12 protein-coding genes are annotated in these 16,687 nt (G+C 70.1%); 7 read left to right on the forward strand and 5 right to left on the reverse strand.

Annotation, left to right across the window (positions count from 1 at the left end; genetic code table 11):
- Positions 1-62 precede the first annotated feature (62 nt).
- Positions 63-1,046 (forward strand): LysR family transcriptional regulator, encoded by a 984-nt coding sequence (locus tag CEK69_RS00770; RefSeq protein ID WP_043094967.1) that lies wholly within the window; start codon positions 63-65, stop codon positions 1,044-1,046.
- Between the two features lie 365 nt (positions 1,047-1,411).
- The gene (locus tag CEK69_RS00775) at positions 1,412-1,999 is read left to right on the forward strand and encodes a phospholipid scramblase-related protein (RefSeq protein ID WP_152243217.1); all 588 of its coding nucleotides are present in this window, start codon (positions 1,412-1,414) and stop codon (positions 1,997-1,999) included.
- 546 nt (positions 2,000-2,545) lie between these two features.
- Here the strand turns inward: CEK69_RS00775 and CEK69_RS00780 are convergent.
- Complete coding sequence (locus tag CEK69_RS00780; RefSeq protein ID WP_152243219.1) at positions 2,546-3,748, reverse strand: GAF domain-containing sensor histidine kinase; 1,203 nt, start codon at positions 3,746-3,748, stop codon at positions 2,546-2,548.
- A gap of 133 nt (positions 3,749-3,881) precedes the next feature.
- The gene (gene arsC / locus CEK69_RS00785; protein WP_152243221.1) at positions 3,882-4,307 is read right to left on the reverse strand and encodes an arsenate reductase (glutaredoxin); all 426 of its coding nucleotides are present in this window, start codon (positions 4,305-4,307) and stop codon (positions 3,882-3,884) included.
- A 409-nt stretch (positions 4,308-4,716) separates the two neighbouring features.
- Here arsC and CEK69_RS00790 point away from each other — a divergent pair, with 409 nt between their 5' ends.
- From CEK69_RS00790 to CEK69_RS00800, 3 genes are all read left to right on the forward strand, one after another.
- Complete coding sequence (locus tag CEK69_RS00790) at positions 4,717-5,121, forward strand: DUF2946 family protein (protein ID WP_152243223.1); 405 nt, start codon at positions 4,717-4,719, stop codon at positions 5,119-5,121.
- A 68-nt stretch (positions 5,122-5,189) separates the two neighbouring features.
- Entirely contained in the window at positions 5,190-7,244 is a 2,055-nt protein-coding gene (locus CEK69_RS00795; RefSeq protein WP_152243225.1) for a TonB-dependent receptor, read from the forward strand.
- Positions 7,244-8,695 carry a PepSY domain-containing protein gene (locus tag CEK69_RS00800; RefSeq protein ID WP_152243227.1) on the forward strand — a complete coding sequence of 484 codons (1,452 nt, stop codon included), beginning with the start codon at positions 7,244-7,246 and terminating at the stop codon, positions 8,693-8,695. The genes CEK69_RS00795 and CEK69_RS00800 overlap by 1 nt, the downstream gene beginning before the upstream one ends.
- 303 nt (positions 8,696-8,998) lie before the next feature.
- Here the strand turns inward: CEK69_RS00800 and CEK69_RS00805 are convergent, their stop codons facing one another.
- The 3 genes from CEK69_RS00805 to CEK69_RS00815 form a co-directional block, all read right to left on the reverse strand.
- On the reverse strand, positions 8,999-9,739 hold the full coding sequence (locus CEK69_RS00805) for a phosphoadenylyl-sulfate reductase (RefSeq protein ID WP_152243229.1): 741 nt from the start codon (positions 9,737-9,739) through the stop codon (positions 8,999-9,001).
- On the reverse strand, positions 9,736-11,460 hold the full coding sequence (gene cysI, locus CEK69_RS00810) for an assimilatory sulfite reductase (NADPH) hemoprotein subunit (RefSeq protein WP_152243231.1): 1,725 nt from the start codon (positions 11,458-11,460) through the stop codon (positions 9,736-9,738). The genes CEK69_RS00805 and cysI overlap by 4 nt, the downstream gene beginning before the upstream one ends.
- 118 nt (positions 11,461-11,578) lie before the next feature.
- Positions 11,579-13,456, reverse strand: coding sequence for an assimilatory sulfite reductase (NADPH) flavoprotein subunit (locus tag CEK69_RS00815; protein WP_152243233.1), 1,878 nt, complete (start codon positions 13,454-13,456; stop codon positions 11,579-11,581).
- A gap of 195 nt (positions 13,457-13,651) precedes the next feature.
- On the opposite strand from CEK69_RS00815, the gene cysD reads away from it, so the two are divergent.
- Together cysD and cysN are read left to right on the forward strand one after the other, a co-directional pair.
- Positions 13,652-14,560: a sulfate adenylyltransferase subunit CysD gene (gene cysD, locus CEK69_RS00820; protein WP_017910600.1), complete on the forward strand. Its 909-nt coding sequence runs from the start codon at positions 13,652-13,654 to the stop codon at positions 14,558-14,560.
- Entirely contained in the window at positions 14,560-16,554 is a 1,995-nt protein-coding gene (cysN, locus tag CEK69_RS00825; protein WP_152243235.1) for a sulfate adenylyltransferase subunit CysN, read from the forward strand. Before cysD ends, cysN begins: the two co-directional genes overlap by 1 nt.
- Positions 16,555-16,687 lie beyond the last annotated feature (133 nt).

Raw genomic sequence — 16,687 nt, forward strand, 5'->3', positions numbered from 1 at the left:
GTGAAAGGCCGAATTCCACTACAGTCGAGCGTCCCGCCTGGCGGCGCCTCGCCCTCGTCCCGATGACGCTGACCCAACTCCGCTACCTCGTCGCCATTGCCGATGCCGATCTGAACATCACCCTGGCGGCGGCGCGCGTGCACGCCACCCAGCCGGGGCTGTCCAAACAGCTCAAGCAACTGGAGGACGAACTGGGCTTCCTGTTGTTCGTGCGCAAGGGCCGCAGCCTGGAAACGGTGACCCCGGCCGGGCGCGAGGTGATCGAGCGCGCGCGCGCGGTGCTGGCCGAGGCCAACAACATCCGCACCTACGCTGCCAACCAGCGCCGCGAGAGCCAGGGCCAGCTGACCCTCACCACCACCCACACCCAGGCGCGCTTCGTGCTGCCGCCGGCGGTGGCGCAGATCAAGCAGGCCTATCCGCAGGTCAGCGTGCACCTGCAGCAGGCCGCCGAGAGCGCGGCGCTGGACCTGCTCAGCCAGGGCGACGCCGACATCGCCATCGTCAGCACCGCCGGCACGGCGCCGGCCGCCGGCATCGCCGTGCCGCTGTACCGCTGGCGGCGGCTGGTGCTGGTGCCGCGCGGGCATGCGCTGGACGTGCCCAGGCGGGTGCCGGACATGGCCGCGTTGGCGGCGCAGCCGCTGATCAGCTACGAATCCTCGACCCGCGCCGGCTCTTCGCTGCAGCGCGCCTTCGGCCGGCTCGGACTGGAGCCGCGGATCGCGTTGACCGCGCTCGACGCGGACCTGATCAAGACTTATGTGCGCACCGGTCTCGGTGTGGGGTTGCTGGCGGAGATGGCGGTGAGCGCCAACGACACCGACCTGCGCGCGTGGCCGGCGCCGCCGGAGATTCCCGAGTGCATCGCCTGGGCGGTGCTGCCGCGCGACCGCGTGCTGCGCGACTACGCGCTGGAACTGGTGCACGTGCTGGCGCCGCAGATCGACACCCGCGACCTGCGCCGGGTGATGGAAGGCAACCAGCAGCCGGACTGGCCGGCGCCGCCGAGCTGGGAAGATCTTACCCAGACCATTACCAGCTAGAAGCCGGGAATGGGGAATCGGCATTGGGGAATGGCGGTGAAGCCGGGAATGGGGAATCGGGACTGGGGAATCGCGACAGCGGCGTCCTTTGATCGATACGTCGATTGGCTTCGGACAAACGTCTGGCAAAAGAAGTAAGGGCACCGGCGTCGCGGCTTGCACTGGAATGCTGGAATGGAAACCCCGCACCGGCGCGGTTGCCTGCCGTGCGCGTTGCCGCAGCCGCGTGCGCCCCCTATCATGCGGCCCGCGCTGCCGTCCGGCAGACCGCGACCCTGGACGTGCCGGCGGCTGTCGGCACCGCGCCGCCGCTGTGCGGCCGCGTCGCCCAGGGCGCGTCGACTTTCCCAACGCAAGGACGCCCGATGCATCCTGTTCTCCAGCACAACCTGTTCTTCGTCAAGGAACAGGTCGGCATGTTCAAGGCCGCCAGCAACTACGACGTGTTCGATCCGCACAGCAACCGCAAGCTGCTGGAATGCCGCGAGCCGAACCTGGGCGTGTTCACCAAGATCTTCCGGTTCACCGACTACAAGCGCATGACCCCGTTCCAGGTGGAAGTGCGTACTCCGGATGGGCAGAAGGTGCTGACGGTCAAGCGCGGCTTCTCGCTGTTCCTGTCCAAGGTCGAGGTGCTGGACGAGCGCGATCGGCTGGTCGGTTCCTTCAGCCAGAAGTTCTTCTCCATCGGCGGCAAGTTCGACGTGCTCGATGCCCAGGGCGCGCCGGTGTGCACGCTGCGCGGCAAGTGGACCAGTTGGGATTTCCGCTTCGTGCAGGGCGAGCGCGAACTGGCGCAAGTGTCCAAGAAGTGGGCCGGGCTGGGCAAGGAACTGTTCACCAGCGCCGACAACTACATGCTGTCGATCGCCGAGAGCCTGCCGGCCGAGGATCCGCGGCGGATCCTGATCATGGCGGCGGTGTTGTGCATCGATATGGTGTTGAAGGAGTGACTTTGAGGCCGGGATTGGGGAATCGCGGTGAAGCCGGGAATGGGGAATCGGGAGTGGGGAATCGCAAAAGCGGGATTCCCGCGGCGGCGGCTCCCCGGCCCCTCACACTGAGCGGCCGTGGCCATTGTGGGAGGACTTCAGTCCCGACTGCAGGCTGCCGGAAGACCTCAGTACCTCACTGGTCCCTGCCGAACCTTAGCTGCTCAACGCTGCGCGGCTGCGCTTGACATCTTCCTTCTCCCCCCGGGAGAAGGTGCCCCGAAGGGGCGGATGAGGGGACGGTCGCCAGTGCCAGTACCCGCGCTCAGTGCAGCGCAGTTCAGGCGTCTCACACTGGGCGGCCGTGGCCATTGTGGGAGGGACTTCAGTCCCGACTGCAGGCTGCCGGAAGACCTTGGTACCTCATTGGTCCCTGCCGAACCTTGGCTGCTCAACGCTGCGCGGCTGCGCTTGACATCTTCCTTCTCCCCCCGGGAGAAGGTGCCCCGAAGGGGCGGATGAGGGTACGGTCGCCAGTGCCAGTACCCGCGCGCAGCGCAGCGCAGTTCAGGCGTCCGTGCTCGCCGCCGGCAGCAGCACGGTGAAGTGGCTGCCGTGGCCCGGCTGGCTGCGCACTTCCACCGCGCAACCCAGGGTCTCGGCGGCGCGGCGCACGATCCACAGGCCCAGGCCGAGGCCGTCGCTGCGCGGGTCGGCCTGGCGGAAGGCCTGGAACAGCGTGCGCAGGCCCTCTTCGTCCATACCGATGCCGCGGTCGATGATCTCCACCGCCACCTGGTCGCCGCGGCGCCGGCAGCCGATCAGCACCTTGCCCTGCGCGGTGTACTTGACCGCGTTACCGAGCAGGTTTCCGAGCAACGTGGACAGCAAGGCCGCGCTGCTGAGCACGCGCAAGGACGTCGGCACGCTGCGCAGCTGCACGCCCTTGGCCGCGGCCTGCGGCTGCCAGGTGGCCAGGATCGGTGCCAGCACGTCGGCCAGGGCCAGGGTCTGCAGTGCCGGCAGGCGCAGCTCGCCGGCGGCGGCGTTGGTGGCGAGCTGGTCGAGCCCGCTGGCGACCTGGTTCAAGGCGGTACGTGCGGTCTCCAGCGAACCATCCTGCGCCGCGTCCTGCTGGCGCTGCAGCTTGCTCAGCGCGTACGACGCGGTGCGCAGCGGGGTCTTCAGGTCGTGGCCGGCGATGGCCATCAGGCGACTGCGGTAATGGTTGGATTCCTGCGCCAGATGCAGCGCCTTGCGCAGTTCCAGTTGGCCCATCGCCTGCCGCGCCAGCGCGCGCAGCGCTTCGATCTGCTCGTAGCTGAGCTGGCGCGGGCGCCGGTCCAGCACGCAGACGGTGCCCAGGGCCAGGCCGTCGGAGGTCTTCAGCAGCGCGCCGGCATAGAAGTGCAGGCGCATCTCGCCGGTGACCAGCGGATTACAGGCGAAGCGCGGGTCCTCGCGGGTATCCGGCACCAGCAGCAGGTCGTCCTCGAGCAGGGCGTGCGCGCACAGCGAGGTGGCCAGCGGCGTTTCGCGCGTGCCCAGCCCGATCTCGCTCTTGAACCACTGGCGCTCGCTGTCGATCAGGTTGACCACCGCGATCGGCGCCTGGCAGATCAGCCCGGCCAGCCGGGTGATGTCGTCGAACGCCGGCTCGCGCGGGGTGTCCAGGATCGCGTAGCTGTGCAAGGCGTCCAGCCGCAGCGCTTCGTTGCGGGGCTTGGCCGCGCAATAGACCGGGTCGGCGGCGGGTTCGACGGGAGACATGCGGCGCGACTCGGGCGGAAAGGCACGCAGTCTATGGTACCTGTCACGGTTTTTGCCGACGCGGCGTTCACATGGTGCTCGCGTGCGCTGCACCTGCGCTTAGCGAATCGGCTGCGCCGGCGGTGTCGCCTGGTCAGCCCACCCAGCGGCCCTGCGCGTCGACCAGCGGCGTCCCGTCCTCCTTGGCGAAGGCGCCGCGCTGCGGCGACGGCAGGATCTCCAGCACCGTCTCCGACGGCCGGCACAGGCGCGTGCCCAGTGGGCTGACCACGATCGGCCGGTTGAGCAGGATCGGGTGCTGCAGGATGGCCTCCAGCAGCGCGTCATCGTCCAGCGTCGGGTCGTCCAGCCCCAGCTCGGCGTAGGGCGTGCCCTTCTGCCGCATCAGGTCGCGCAGCGGCAGCCCGCTGGCCGCCGCCAGCGTCTGCAGGGTGGCGCGGTCGGGCGGGGTCTTCAGGTATTCGATCACGGTCGGCTCGACGCCGCTGTTGCGGATCAGCCCGAGCACATTGCGCGAAGTGCCGCAGGCGGGGTTGTGGTAGATAGTGATGGTGGGCATGGGCGACTCGCTGAGTGGGACGGAACAAGGGCGGCCGTGCCGGAATCCTCCACGCGGCCGCGGCCGATGGTGCCGCAATCGGGGCGCCATGCAAGCGCCGCGCTCGCCGGGCACGGCGGTGCGCGGCGCCCGCGATGGTCGCCGCCGCGTCGGAAACGCCGGCCCGTCGTCGATCTGCAGAGAGCGCATGGTCCGGACAGGCAGCGGATTGACCACCTTGCCGGGCGCCTGGGCGGCGGCAGGACGATGGCGATGCGGCCGTGCTCCGGGGGCGGTAGCGGCCGCTGGGGCTTCGGACTACCGACCGAGGACGCTGCCCGTCCGGCACCGCCACGACGTGCATGCGTCACTTCGCCGCACACGGCATCGCACGCGTTTCAATGGCCGTCGCACCCTCTAGAATGCGCCGATGGTCCGTCTCCGTCAGCTGCCGTCGTGTTGGGCCGCGCTCGCCGCACTGGCGCTCGGCCTGCTGCTGCTGGCGCCGCCGATCAGCCAGTGGCGGCAGGCGCAGGCCGAGGCGGCGGCGTTGCAGGACCAGGCGCTGTGCACCAGTAGCGGCCTGCGCCTGGCGGCGCTGGCGGGAGCCGTCTCGGCGGCGCATGGCGGCCACCACGACGATGCCGGCCTGGCGCACGCGCCGGCCTGCGATTACTGCCTGCTCGCCGCGCGGCTGCTGCCGTGGGTAGTGCTGTTGCTGGCGTTGCTGCCCTGGCGCTGTCCGCCAGTGCCGGTGGCGGCGCGGCACAGCCTTGTCGTCACGGCCACCGCGCGCCGCGCACACCCGCCGCGCGGACCACCGCTGTTCTCCTGATCCACGGGTTGCCGTTCCCGTGCCGCGGCATCGCTGCGGCACGCCCTCGTGCCGATGGAATTTTCGCCATGTTCCGTTTTCCTGCCATGCCACCGGTGGTGGCGTGCTGTTGTGTGTGTCTCGCCGCGGCCGCGCCCGCCCATGCCGCCGACGCGCCGCCCGGCGCCGCCGGCGATTCCGTGCTGACCCTGGGCAAGGTCCAGGCCGTCTCGCCGCTCGCCGCCGGTTCCAGCGCGCGCAGCGTGTTCAGTTCCGTCGACATCCTCGGCGGCGATCTGCTGCAGGACCAGTATGTGGACTACAGCTGGGAGTTGCTGATGCGCGCGCCCGGCGTACAGGTGACCCAGTTCAAGATGGGCACCGACGCCGGGCGCTTCTCCTTCCGCGGCTTCAACGGCGAAGGCCGGATCAATGCGGTCAAGCTGCTGATCGACGGCGTGCCCAGCAACGACAATGCCGGCGCCATGCCGTACCTGGATGCGGTGTTCCCGCTGGACATCGCCGCGATCGAGATCGTGCGCGGCACCAACGACCCGCGCTACGGCCTGAACGCGATCGCCGGCAGCGTCGACGTGCTGACCCGCAGCGGCGGCAACGACGGCCGCGCCAGCGTCACCGTCGGCAGCTTCGGCACCCGCGAGGTGCAGGCGACGCAGGGCATCGAGCGCGGCGCCTGGAGCCAGAACTACTTCGCCGCCTGGCGCGACAGCGACGGCTACCGCGACCACGCCGACGCGCGCAAGCATGCGTTCGCCGGCAAGTGGTTCTACACTGATCCGGACGGGCGCTGGCGTGCCGGACTCAGCGCGCGCGACTACCGCAACACGGCGCTGGAGGCGGGGTATCTGGACTACGCGACCGCGCAGCGCGCGCCGCGCAGTTCGCCCGACTACGCGCGCGACGACCGCAGCCAGCGCCACACCACGCAGGTGTCGCTGCACCTGGATGCGCGCCTGGCCGAGACCGTGCAGGGCAGCGCCAAGGCGTACTGGAACCGCTACGACAACCAGCGCTGGGTGCGCTTCACCGCGGCCGGCGCGCAGCAGGAACGCGACACCGACGAGCGCCAGCGCGGCATGCTGGCCAGGTTCAGCTGGCGCCCGGCGCTGGCGCGTGCCGACGCCTTTGCGCTGGAGGGTGGGGTCGACGCGCAGTGGCAGGACAACCTCTCGCAGCGCTACCGCACCGTGGCGCGCGTGCGCACCGCGCCGCTGCGCGACTGGGATTTCGATCTGCACACCGAAGGCGCCTACGTGCAGGCGGTGCTGCGGCCGACCGCGCGCCTGCAACTGGTGCCGGGCTACCGGGTGGATCGGGTCGGCGGGCAGTTCCGCGACCTCGCCAGCGGCGCGCGCTATCCGACCTACGCCTACGGCACGATCCGCCAACCCAAGTTCAGCGCGGTGTACGCCCTGACCGCGCAGGCCAGCCTGTACGCCAACATCGGCCGCACCTTCCAGATCGGCAGCGGCAACGGCGCCTACCGTACCCAGGCGCGCAACCTGGCACCGTCCTACAACGATGGCTGGGAGACCGGCCTGAAGTTCGCCGGTGCGCAGCAGCGCTGGGACGCACGCGTGGCTTACTGGGAGCAGCGTGCGTCCGACGAAGTGGCGACCATCCTCGGCGTGAACGGCAGCGTCGGCACCGGCGAGGTCGGCAACGTCGGCAAGACCCTGCGCCGCGGCTGGGATGCGCAACTGAACCTGCGTCCGGACGAGCGCTGGACGCTGTGGCTGGCGTATTCGCGGCAGCGCGCGGTCATCGTCACCCCCGACCCGAGCGCGCCGGCCACACGCGGCAAGGAAATCGAGAACGTGCCGCACTACCTGGCCAACGCCGGCATCGACTGGCAGGCCACGCCGCGGCTGACACTGTCGGCCTGGGGCAACGCACAGGGCGATTACTACGTGGAGCGCAGCAACACCCTCGGCCGCTACGGCGGCTACGCACTGGCCAATCTCGGTGCGACCTGGCGCTGGCGTGCGCAGCGCGAGGTCTCGCTGCAACTGAAGAACCTGACCGACCGGCACTACGTCTACGCCTGGTACGACAGCGGGTCCTCCGGCTACTCGCCCGGCGACGGCCGCGCGCTGTATGCCACGTTGAGTTGGGGCTGGTGATGGCGACGCACTCTCCCGCGTCCGCTGTGGCGCCGGCACGCTTCTACCGCGCCGTGTGGCGCTGGCATTTCTATGCCGGCCTGCTGGTACTGCCGCTGCTGGTCTGGCTGGCGTTGACCGGTGCGGCCTTCGTCTATCAGCAGCCGATCGACGGCTACTTCCACCGCGCGCTGAAGACCGTGCCGGTACCCGCCCACGCGCAGACGCTGGCGCCGCAGCGGCTGCTGGACGCGGCGCTGGCCGCGCAACCGGGCCAGGCACTGCGCTACACCACGCCGCCGCGGCGCGATGCCTCGGCGGAAGTGACCATCGCCACCGCCGATGGCCGCCGCGAGGTCGTGTACGTGGACCCGTACCGGGCGCGGGTGCTGGGGCAGTTGCCCGAGCACGGCACCGTAGCCTGGACCATCCGCCGCCTGCACAGCCTCGACTACGTCGGCTGGTTCGCCAATGCGCTGATCGAGGTGGCCGCTGGCTGGGCGATCCTGCTGGTGTTCACCGGCGTGTACCTGTGGTGGCCGCGCGGGCGCCGCGGCGGCGTGACCACGGTGCGCGGGCGGCCGGCGCAGCGGCTGTTCTGGCGCGATCTGCATGCGCTCACCGGCAGCGTGGTCGGGGTGCTGCTGCTGTTCCTGGCGCTGACCGGGATGCCGTGGTCGTGGTTCTGGGGCGCGCAGGTCAACCGCCTGGCCAATGGTCATCACTACGGCTACCCGTCCGGGCTGCGGGTGGACCTGCCGATGTCGACGCAGCGGCTGAGCGACAGCGAGGTGCCGGCGTGGTCGCTACGCCAGGCGCGCCTGCCGCAGTCGTCGCCGCCGGCCGCGGACCCGCACGCGGCGCACGGCGCGCATGGCGGACACGAGGAGCATGGCGAACATGGCGAACATGGCGGCATGGCCGACATGCCGGACGCCATGCCGGCGGCGGGCGCGATCGGCCTGGATGCGGCGGTGGCGCGGTTCCAGGCGCGCGGCATCGCACCGGGCTACAGCGTGGCGCTGCCGCGCGGCGTGCGTGGGGTCTATACCGCTTCGGTGTATCCGCCGGACCTGGCGCAGCAGCGGGTGATCCACCTGGACCAGTACAGCGGCCAGGTGCTGCTGGACATGCGTTATGCAGACTACGGCCCGCTGGCCAAAACGCTGGAGTGGGGCATCAACGTGCATCTGGGCCAGGAGTACGGTGCGCTCAACCAGATCGTGCTGATCGTGGCCTGCCTGGGCATCGTGCTGCTGTGCGTGAGCGCGGCGGTGATGTGGTGGAAGCGGCGGCCACAGGGCGGGCTCGGGGTGCCGCCGCTGCCCGCGGACCGGCGCACGCTGCGCGGCGTGGTTGCGCTGCTGGTGCTGGGCGGGATGCTGTTTCCGCTGGTGGGTGTGTCCTTGCTGCTGATGCTGGGGCTGGACTGGGTGTTGGTGCTGCGGCGGGAGCCGGTGGTGGCGGCTTAGCAGGTCGATGTCGGAATGTGCTGTGATGCTGCCGCGATAAGCCGATCCATCGGCGCATCCGACTTGTTGCAGTCGGGACTGAAGTCCCTCTCACAAAGAGCGATCCGCGGTCATTGTTGCCGTCAGCCTTGCACTGGAGACAAGGGGCTGTCTCTATAGAGGCGGCTTCAGCCGCGACCGGGCGTTCCCATGAAACCCGGTCGCGGCTGAAGCCGCTTCTACTGAAAAGACGCGGTGTGGCCGGTAACGCCTGTCGCAGTTGACGCCGCGCCTACAAAAAGCCCGAACATGTGCTGGCACGTCTCACAGATCCTCGTGGATCCCGCACTCGCGCTTGAGGCCGAAGAAGCGGGTGTCTTCCTCGCGCATGCCCGGTTCCCAGCGGCGGGTGGTGTGGAAATCGCCGATGGAGACGTATCCCTGTTCCCATAGCGGGTGATAGGGCAGGTCGTGCTGCTGCATGTATTGCCACAGGTCGCGGTCGCTCCAGTCGGCGATCGGGTTGATCTTGTAGCGCTCGCCGCGCTTCTGCACGAACGGGGTCTGCGCGCGGCTGTCGGACTGGCTGCGGCGCAGGCCGGTGAACCAGGTGCCGACCTTCAGTTCGTCCAGGGCGCGACGCATCGGCTCGACCTTGCGCAGGTTGTTGTACTGCTCGATGCCGACCATGCCCTGTTCCCACAGGCGGCCGTGGCGCGCTTCCATCCAGGCGCGGCTGACCAGCGGGCGATAGATCTTGAGATTGAGCTTGAGCCGCTCGGTCAGCGCGTCGGCGAAGCGGTAGGTCTCGGCGAACAGGTAGCCGGTGTCGATCAGGATCACCGGGATGTCCGGGCGCTGCCGGCTCAGCAGGTGCAGGGTGGCGGCCGATTGCGCGCCGAAGCTGGACGACAGCGCCGCTTCGGCCGGGCCGTGCTGCAGCGCCCAGGCCACGCGCTCCGGCGCGGACAGCGTCGCCAGCAGCGCATTGGCGGCATCGAGATCCAGGGCCGGCACCGGTGCGTTGGCGGAGGCGTCTTGGGAGGCGGCGGGCAGAGCGCTCATGCGTGCAGTTCCGACGGAATCAGGTGACGGTGGGTGGGATAGGCGGGCAACTCGACCACGCCGGTGCGGTGCAGGAAATCGCCGAAGCGCTCGTCCTCATGCCGCTCGTTGGCATAGCGCGCGAACAGCGGTTCCAGCGCGGCGAGGATCTCCGGCTCGGCGATGTTCTCGCGGTACAGGGTGTTGAGGCGCTGGCCGCGGTGGTCGCCGCCGAGCATCAGGTTGTAGCGGCCCGGCGCCTTGCCGACCAGGGCGATCTCGGCCAGGTAGGGCCGCGAGCAGCCGTTCGGGCAACCGGAGAGGCGCAGCAGGATCGGCGCGTCCTGCAGGCCGTGGCGCGCCAGCAATGGCTGCAGCTGCGCGGCGAAGGCCGGCAGGTAGCGCTCGGCCTCGGCCATCGCCAGGCCGCAGGTGGGCAGGGCCACGCAGGCCATCGCCGCGCGCGCCAGCGCGGTGGGTGCGCGGTTGCCGGCGTCCAGCGCATGCGCGCGCACCAGCGCGTCGATCGCCTCGCGTTGCGCGGCGGGAACGCCGGCGATGACCAGGTTCTGGTTCGCGGTCATGCGGAAGTGCGCGCCGTCGCCGGCGTCGCGCAGCTGCGCGGCGATCGCGCGCAGGCCGCTGAGGTGCTGTGAGCCGTCGGCGTGGTCGGCGATGCGCCCGGCCGGCAGCGACAGGGTCAGGTGCCAGCGGCCGTCCTCGCCAGCCTGCCAGCCGGCGCGGTCGCCGTTGTGCTCGAAGGCGAAGTCGCGCGTGGGCTGCAGGCGCACGCCGGCACGGCGCTCGATCTCCGCCAGCACCGTGTCCAGGCCGTGGTCGTCGATGGTGTACTTGAAGCGCGCGCGCTTGCGCACGGTGCGGTTGCCCAGGTCGCGCTGGGTGGTCACCACCGCGGTAGCGACATCGAGCAGGTGCGCGCGGTCGATGAAGCCGACCACGTTGGCCACGCGCGGGTAGGTCTCCGCATCGCCATGGCTGGCGCCCATGCCGCCGCCGAGGCTGACGTTGTAGCCGGCCAGCGTGCCGTCGGCGTCGAGCACCCCGATGAAGCCCAGATCGTTGGCGAACACGTCCACGTCGTTGACCGGCGGCAGCGCGAAACCGATCTTGAACTTGCGCGGCAGGTAGGCGTTGCCGTAGATCGGCTCGTCCTCCTGGCCGCTGCCGGCGACCTGCTCCTCGTCCAGCCAGATCTCGTAGTAGGCGCGGGTGTTGGGCAGCAGGTATTCGGACACGCGCGCGGCGTCGGCGTAGAGCGTGGCGTGTGCCTGCGATGCCAGCGGATTGGCGGCGACCTGCACGTTGCGGTTGACGTCGCCGCAGGCGGCCAGGGTGTCGATCAGCGCGGCGTTGATCGCCTGCATGGTCGCCTTCAGCTCGCGCTTGATCACTCCGTGGAACTGGAACGCCTGACGCGTGGTGACGCGCAGCGAGTGGTTGCCGTAGGTGGTGGCGATGGCATCGAGCTTGAGCCACTGCACCGGATCGACCACCCCACCCGGGGTGCGCGTGCGGATCATGAACTGGTAGGCCGGCTCCAGCTTCTGCCGGCGCCGCTCCTCGCGCAGGTCGCGGTCGTCCTGCTGGTAGCTGCCGTGGTACTTGATCAGGGTCTGATCGTCCTCGCGCAGCGCCCCGGTGACCGGATCGGCCAGGCTCTGCAGCAGCGACCCGCGCAAGCGCTGGCTGTGGTGCTTGATGTCTTCGACGGAGTGGGACATTGGGCAGGGAATCGAGAATAGGGAATAGGGAATGGCAAGAGCTGGTGCGTCGGATTATGGAAAGCCCGTCGAGGCCGGCTGTTGCCCATTCCCCATTCCCGTTTCCCGATTCCCCACCTCAATAGACATCACGCGCATACCGCCCCTCCTGCTGCAGTTGGCTGAGGTAGGCGGCGGCGTCCTCGGGGCTGCGGGCGCCGTGTTCGGCGACGATGTGCAGCAAGGTGGCGTGCACGTCCTTGCCCATGGCGATGGCGCCGCATACGTACAGGTGCGCGCCGTTCTGCAGCCAGTCGTAGACGGCACGGCCGTGTTCGCGCAGGCGCTGCTGCACGTAGACCTTGGAAGGAGCGGTGTTCCCGCGCAGCGGTTGCACGTCGCGCGAGAACGCCAGGTCCAGCCGGTGCAGTTCGCCGCTGCGCAGCGCCTGCTGCCATTCGGCCTGGTAGAGGAAGTCGCGGTTGAAGTGGCGGGCGCCGAAGAACAGCCAGTTGCGGCCGCTGGCGCCGCTCTCGGCGCGCTCCTGCACGAAGCCGCGGAACGGCGCCACGCCGGTGCCGGGGCCGATCATCAGGATGTCGCGGCTGGCGTCGGCCGGCACCCGGAAGCGTTCGTTGGGCTCGATGTAGATCGGGGCGCTGTCGCCTTCGGCCAGGGCGGCCAAATAGCCGCTGGCGGCGCCACCGTGCGCATGGCCGTGGGCGTCGTAGGCCAGCACGTCGACGATGAGGTGAGCTTCGTCGCCGACCCGCTTGCGGCTGGAAGCGATCGAGTACAGGCGCGGGACCATCGGCCGCAGCGCCTGCAGCAGCGCGGCGTGGTCCCAATCCGCCGGCCAGCGCCGCAGCACGTCGATCACTTGGTGATCGGCGAGCAGCGCCGCCAGGCCGGCGGTCTGGGTGGGGTCGAGCAGCTCGGTCAGCGCGGTCGCGCCGGCGCGTTCGGCGACCGCGCTGAGCAACGGGCGAGAGGCCCGGGTCAGTTCGCGGTGGCCGCTGAGCCACTCGTACAGGGACAGTGTCTGCCCATCGGCGGTGAGCTCGGCGTGACCGTCCAGTCGCGTCGCGGTCAACACCGCCTCGACCAGCGCAGGCGGGTTGCGATGGCGCACGCCCAGGGCATCGCCGGGTTCGTAGTGCAGGCCGCTGCCGGCCAGCGACAGCTCCAGGTGGCGTACGTCCTTGTCGGCCGGGCCGTGCGCGGCGTAGCGCGGTCCCTTGAAGTCGCGGCCGCTGATCGGCTGGTTGGCCAGCACCTCGGCGGCGAACGGCTGGGTGCGGCTCCAAGCCGTCGCCGCGGTGCCGCGCAGCGGGGTCACCGTGGCCGACGGCGCCGCGAGCGTGTGGCGGCCCAGCACGTCGCGCGCCTGCGCCAGCGCCTGCGCGCGCCATGGCGCCGCGACCGTCTCGATCTCCAGGTCGGCCTCGCCCAGCGGCAGCAGGCGTTGCGCGCCGAGTTCGGCCAGGCGCGCATCCAGGCGCCGGGCGATGCCGCAGAAATCGGCGTAGCTGGAATCGCCCAGGCCGAGCACGGCGTACTGCAGCTGCGGCAGCTTTGGCGCGCGCCGGCTCTGCAGGAACTCGACGAAGCCGATCGCATCGTCCGGCGGGTCGCCCTCGCCCTGGGTGCTGATGACCACGTAGAGCAGGCGTTCGTTGCCCAGCTCGCGGGTCGGATAGACGTCGGCGCGCAGCAGGCGCACCGCCAGCCCGGCGGCTTCGGCTTCGGCGGCGACCTGTTCGGCGGCGCGCCGCGCGTTGCCGGTCTGGCTGCCATAGACGATGCTCAACTGCGGCGCGGGCGAGGGTGACGCGGCGGCACCGGCGACCACGGCCAGCGCCGGCGTTGCCGGCCCCTGCGCCTGGGCCAGGCCGGCGGCGTAGCCGGACAGCCACCACAGGCCGGCCGCGTCCAGGCCCTCCACGGTCCGCGCCAGCAGTGCCTTGCGCTCCTCGGGCAAGGGGCTGGGCGGCAACGCGGGCGAGGCGGCGGTCATGGCCGGTCCGGGTGTTGGGAAGGGATGACCGATGTTAGGGAAGCGTTGCGCGGTGCAGAAAGGAACAGGGGTTATCGGCTCATGCCCGGGGCTTATTTCTGCCGGGCGGCCGGCGCGACGCACACTGCCGCCCCGACTGCCACGACCGCTGCTACGCTTCGGTCCGGTCTCCCACTGCCTGCCGCCGCCGTCTCGATGAGTGCGTTCCCCCTGTCCCACCTCGACCGCCTAGAGGCCGAGAGCATCCACATCCTGCGCGAGGTCGCTGCCGAGTTCCGCAACCCGGTGCTGCTGTATTCGGTGGGCAAGGACAGCTCGGTTCTGCTGCACCTGCTGCTCAAGGCGTTCGCGCCGGCGCCGCCGCCGATCCCGCTGCTGCACGTGGACACGCGCTGGAAGTTCCGCGAGATGATCGCCTTCCGCGACCGCCGCGCCGCCGAGACCGGCGTGGAGCTGCGCGTGCACATCAATCCCGACGGCGTCGCCCAGGACGTCGGCCCGTTCAGCCACGGCGCCAGCGTGCACACCGACGTGATGAAGACCCAGGCGCTCAAGCAGGCGCTGGACCTGTGGAAGTTCGATGCCGCCATCGGCGGCGCGCGCCGCGACGAGGAGAAGGCGCGCGCCAAGGAGCGCGTGTTCTCGTTCCGCAACGCGCACCACCGCTGGGATCCCAAGCAGCAGCGTCCGGAGCTGTGGAATCTGTACAACCCGCGCATCCATCCCGGCGAGAGCGTGCGCGTGTTCCCGCTGTCCAACTGGACCGAGCTGGACATCTGGCTATACATCTACCGCGAAGCGATTCCGGTGGTGCCGCTGTACTTCGCCGCCGAGCGTCCGGTGGTGGAACGCGACGGCGCGCTGATCATGGTCGACGACGCACGCCTGCCGTTGCGTCCCGGCGAAACCCCGCAACTGCGGCGCGTGCGCTTCCGCACCCTCGGCTGCTACCCGTTGACCGGCGCGATCGAGTCGCAGGCCGACACCCTGGAGAAGATCATCGCCGAGATGCTGCAGGCCACCACCTCCGAACGCCAGGGCCGGATCATCGACCAGGATCCGGGCGCGTCGATGGAGCAGAAGAAGGTGGAGGGGTATTTCTGATGGGCTGGGAATCGGGAACAGGGAATCGGGAATCGCAAGTGCAAAAGCAAGCATCGCCGCCATCTGGCGCGTCGCAGGAGACCGCTGTTTCCATTCCCCATTCCCCATTCCCTATTCCCGTAGGCGGCGACGCAGTCGCCGCCTACCTGCAGCAACACGAACACAAGCCGCTGCTGCGCTTCATCACCTGTGGCAGCGTCGACGACGGCAAGAGCACGCTGATCGGTCGCTTGCTGTACGACAGCAAGCGGCTGTTCGACGACCAACTGGCTGCGCTCGGTGCCGACAGCAAGCGCCACGGCACCCGCGGTGGGGCCATCGACTATGCGCTGCTGCTGGACGGCCTGGCCGCCGAGCGCGAGCAGGGCATCACCATCGACGTAGCCTACCGCTACTTCGATACCGACCGGCGCAAGTTCATCGTTGCCGATTGCCCGGGGCACGCGCAGTACACCCGCAACATGGCCACCGGCGCGTCCACCGCCGACGTGGCAGTGGTGCTGGTCGACGCCGCCAAGGGCGTGCTGACCCAAACCCGCCGGCACAGCTACATCGTCGCGCTGCTGGGCATCCGTCACGTGGTGCTGGCGGTCAACAAGATGGACCTGGTCGGCTTCGCGCAGGCGACGTTCGACGCGATCGCCGCCGAGTACCGCGCGCTCGCCGCGCAGTTGGGCGTCGCCGACGTGCAGTGCATTCCGCTGTCGGCGCTGGAGGGCGACAACCTGTCGCAGCGTTCGGCGCGCATGCCCTGGTATGCCGGCCCGGCGCTGCTCGAACACCTGGAAGGGGTGCAGTTGGACGCGCGCGGCGGCGACGGCGGTCTGCGCCTGCCGGTGCAGTGGGTCAACCGCCCGCACGCGCAGTTCCGCGGCTTCGCGGGCACCGTGGCCGCCGGCGCGGTGCAGCCCGGCGATGCGGTGGTGGTGCTGCCGTCGGCGCGGCGCGCGCAGGTCGCGCAGGTGCTGATCGGCGCCGAGCCGGTGCCACGCGCGGTGGCCGGGCAGGCGGTGACCCTGACCCTGACCGAGGAGATCGACGTCAGCCGTGGCGACGTCATCGCCGCTGCCGGCGATCCGCCGGAGGTGGCCGACCAGTTCGCCGCGCACGTGCTGTGGATGGACGATGCCGCGCTGCTGCCGGGTCGCCCGTACTGGCTGAAGATCGGCGCGCGCACCGTGGCCGCCAGCGTCACCGAGATCAAGCACCGCATCGACGTCAACACGCAGGAGCGGCTGGCGGCCAAGCGCCTGGAACTCAACGAGGTCGGCTACTGCAACCTGGCGCTGGACCAGCCCATCGCCTTCGCCCCGTACGCGCAGGACCGCGCGCTCGGCGGCTTCATCCTGATCGACCGCCACAGCAACGCCACCGTCGCCGCCGGCACCCTGGATTTTGCGCTGCGCCGCGCTGGCAACGTGCACTGGCAGCACCTGGACGTGGACAAGGCCGCGCGCGCGCGGATCAAGGGGCAGACACCGAAGGTGCTGTGGTTCACCGGCCTGTCCGGCGCCGGCAAGTCGACCATCGCCAACCTGGTCGACAAGCGCCTGCACGCACTGGGCTACCACACCTTCATCCTCGATGGCGACAACGTGCGCCATGGCCTGAACCGCGATCTGGGCTTCACCGACGAGGACCGCGTGGAGAACATCCGCCGCGTCGCCGAGGTGGCCAGGCTGATGACCGATGCCGGCCTGATCGTGCTGGTCAGCTTCATCTCGCCGTTCCGCGCCGAGCGGCAACTGGCGCGCGAGCGCTTCGGCGAGGGCGAATTCCTGGAAGTGTTCGTCGACGTGCCGCTGCCGGTGGCCGAGGCGCGCGACGTCAAGGGCCTGTACGCCAAGGCGCGCGCCGGCCTGATTCCCAACTTCACCGGCATCGACTCCCCGTACGAGGCGCCGGAGCGGCCGGAACTGCACCTGCACGCCGATGGCGACAACGTCGAAGCGCTGGCCGTGCAGGTGCTGGCGGCGCTGGGGTTGCAGGACTGAGGTGGCGAGGGGGGCAATTGGCGCGGCAGGTGTCGACCGTCTCGCCGTGCCCCTGTAGCGCCCTTTGTAGGAGCGGCTTCGGCCGCGACCACGCTTTCCCGGTAACGCCCGGTCGCGGCTGAAGCCGCTCCTA

The organism is Xanthomonas sp. LMG 12462, assembly GCF_009192885.1.
Classification (GTDB): Bacteria; Pseudomonadota; Gammaproteobacteria; order Xanthomonadales; family Xanthomonadaceae; genus Xanthomonas_A; species Xanthomonas_A sontii.

Coding starts and splice junctions, on each gene's coding strand:
- CEK69_RS00770 (WP_043094967.1), top strand. CDS start 63: ATGACGCTGACCCAACTCCGCTACCTCGTCGCCATTGCCGATGCCGAT.
- CEK69_RS00775 (WP_152243217.1), top strand. CDS start 1,412: ATGCATCCTGTTCTCCAGCACAACCTGTTCTTCGTCAAGGAACAGGTC.
- CEK69_RS00780 (WP_152243219.1), bottom strand. CDS start 3,748: ATGTCTCCCGTCGAACCCGCCGCCGACCCGGTCTATTGCGCGGCCAAG.
- arsC (WP_152243221.1), bottom strand. CDS start 4,307: ATGCCCACCATCACTATCTACCACAACCCCGCCTGCGGCACTTCGCGC.
- CEK69_RS00790 (WP_152243223.1), top strand. CDS start 4,717: ATGGTCCGTCTCCGTCAGCTGCCGTCGTGTTGGGCCGCGCTCGCCGCA.
- CEK69_RS00795 (WP_152243225.1), top strand. CDS start 5,190: ATGTTCCGTTTTCCTGCCATGCCACCGGTGGTGGCGTGCTGTTGTGTG.
- CEK69_RS00800 (WP_152243227.1), top strand. CDS start 7,244: ATGGCGACGCACTCTCCCGCGTCCGCTGTGGCGCCGGCACGCTTCTAC.
- CEK69_RS00805 (WP_152243229.1), bottom strand. CDS start 9,739: ATGAGCGCTCTGCCCGCCGCCTCCCAAGACGCCTCCGCCAACGCACCG.
- cysI (WP_152243231.1), bottom strand. CDS start 11,460: ATGTCCCACTCCGTCGAAGACATCAAGCACCACAGCCAGCGCTTGCGC.
- CEK69_RS00815 (WP_152243233.1), bottom strand. CDS start 13,456: ATGACCGCCGCCTCGCCCGCGTTGCCGCCCAGCCCCTTGCCCGAGGAG.
- cysD (WP_017910600.1), top strand. CDS start 13,652: ATGAGTGCGTTCCCCCTGTCCCACCTCGACCGCCTAGAGGCCGAGAGC.
- cysN (WP_152243235.1), top strand. CDS start 14,560: ATGGGCTGGGAATCGGGAACAGGGAATCGGGAATCGCAAGTGCAAAAG.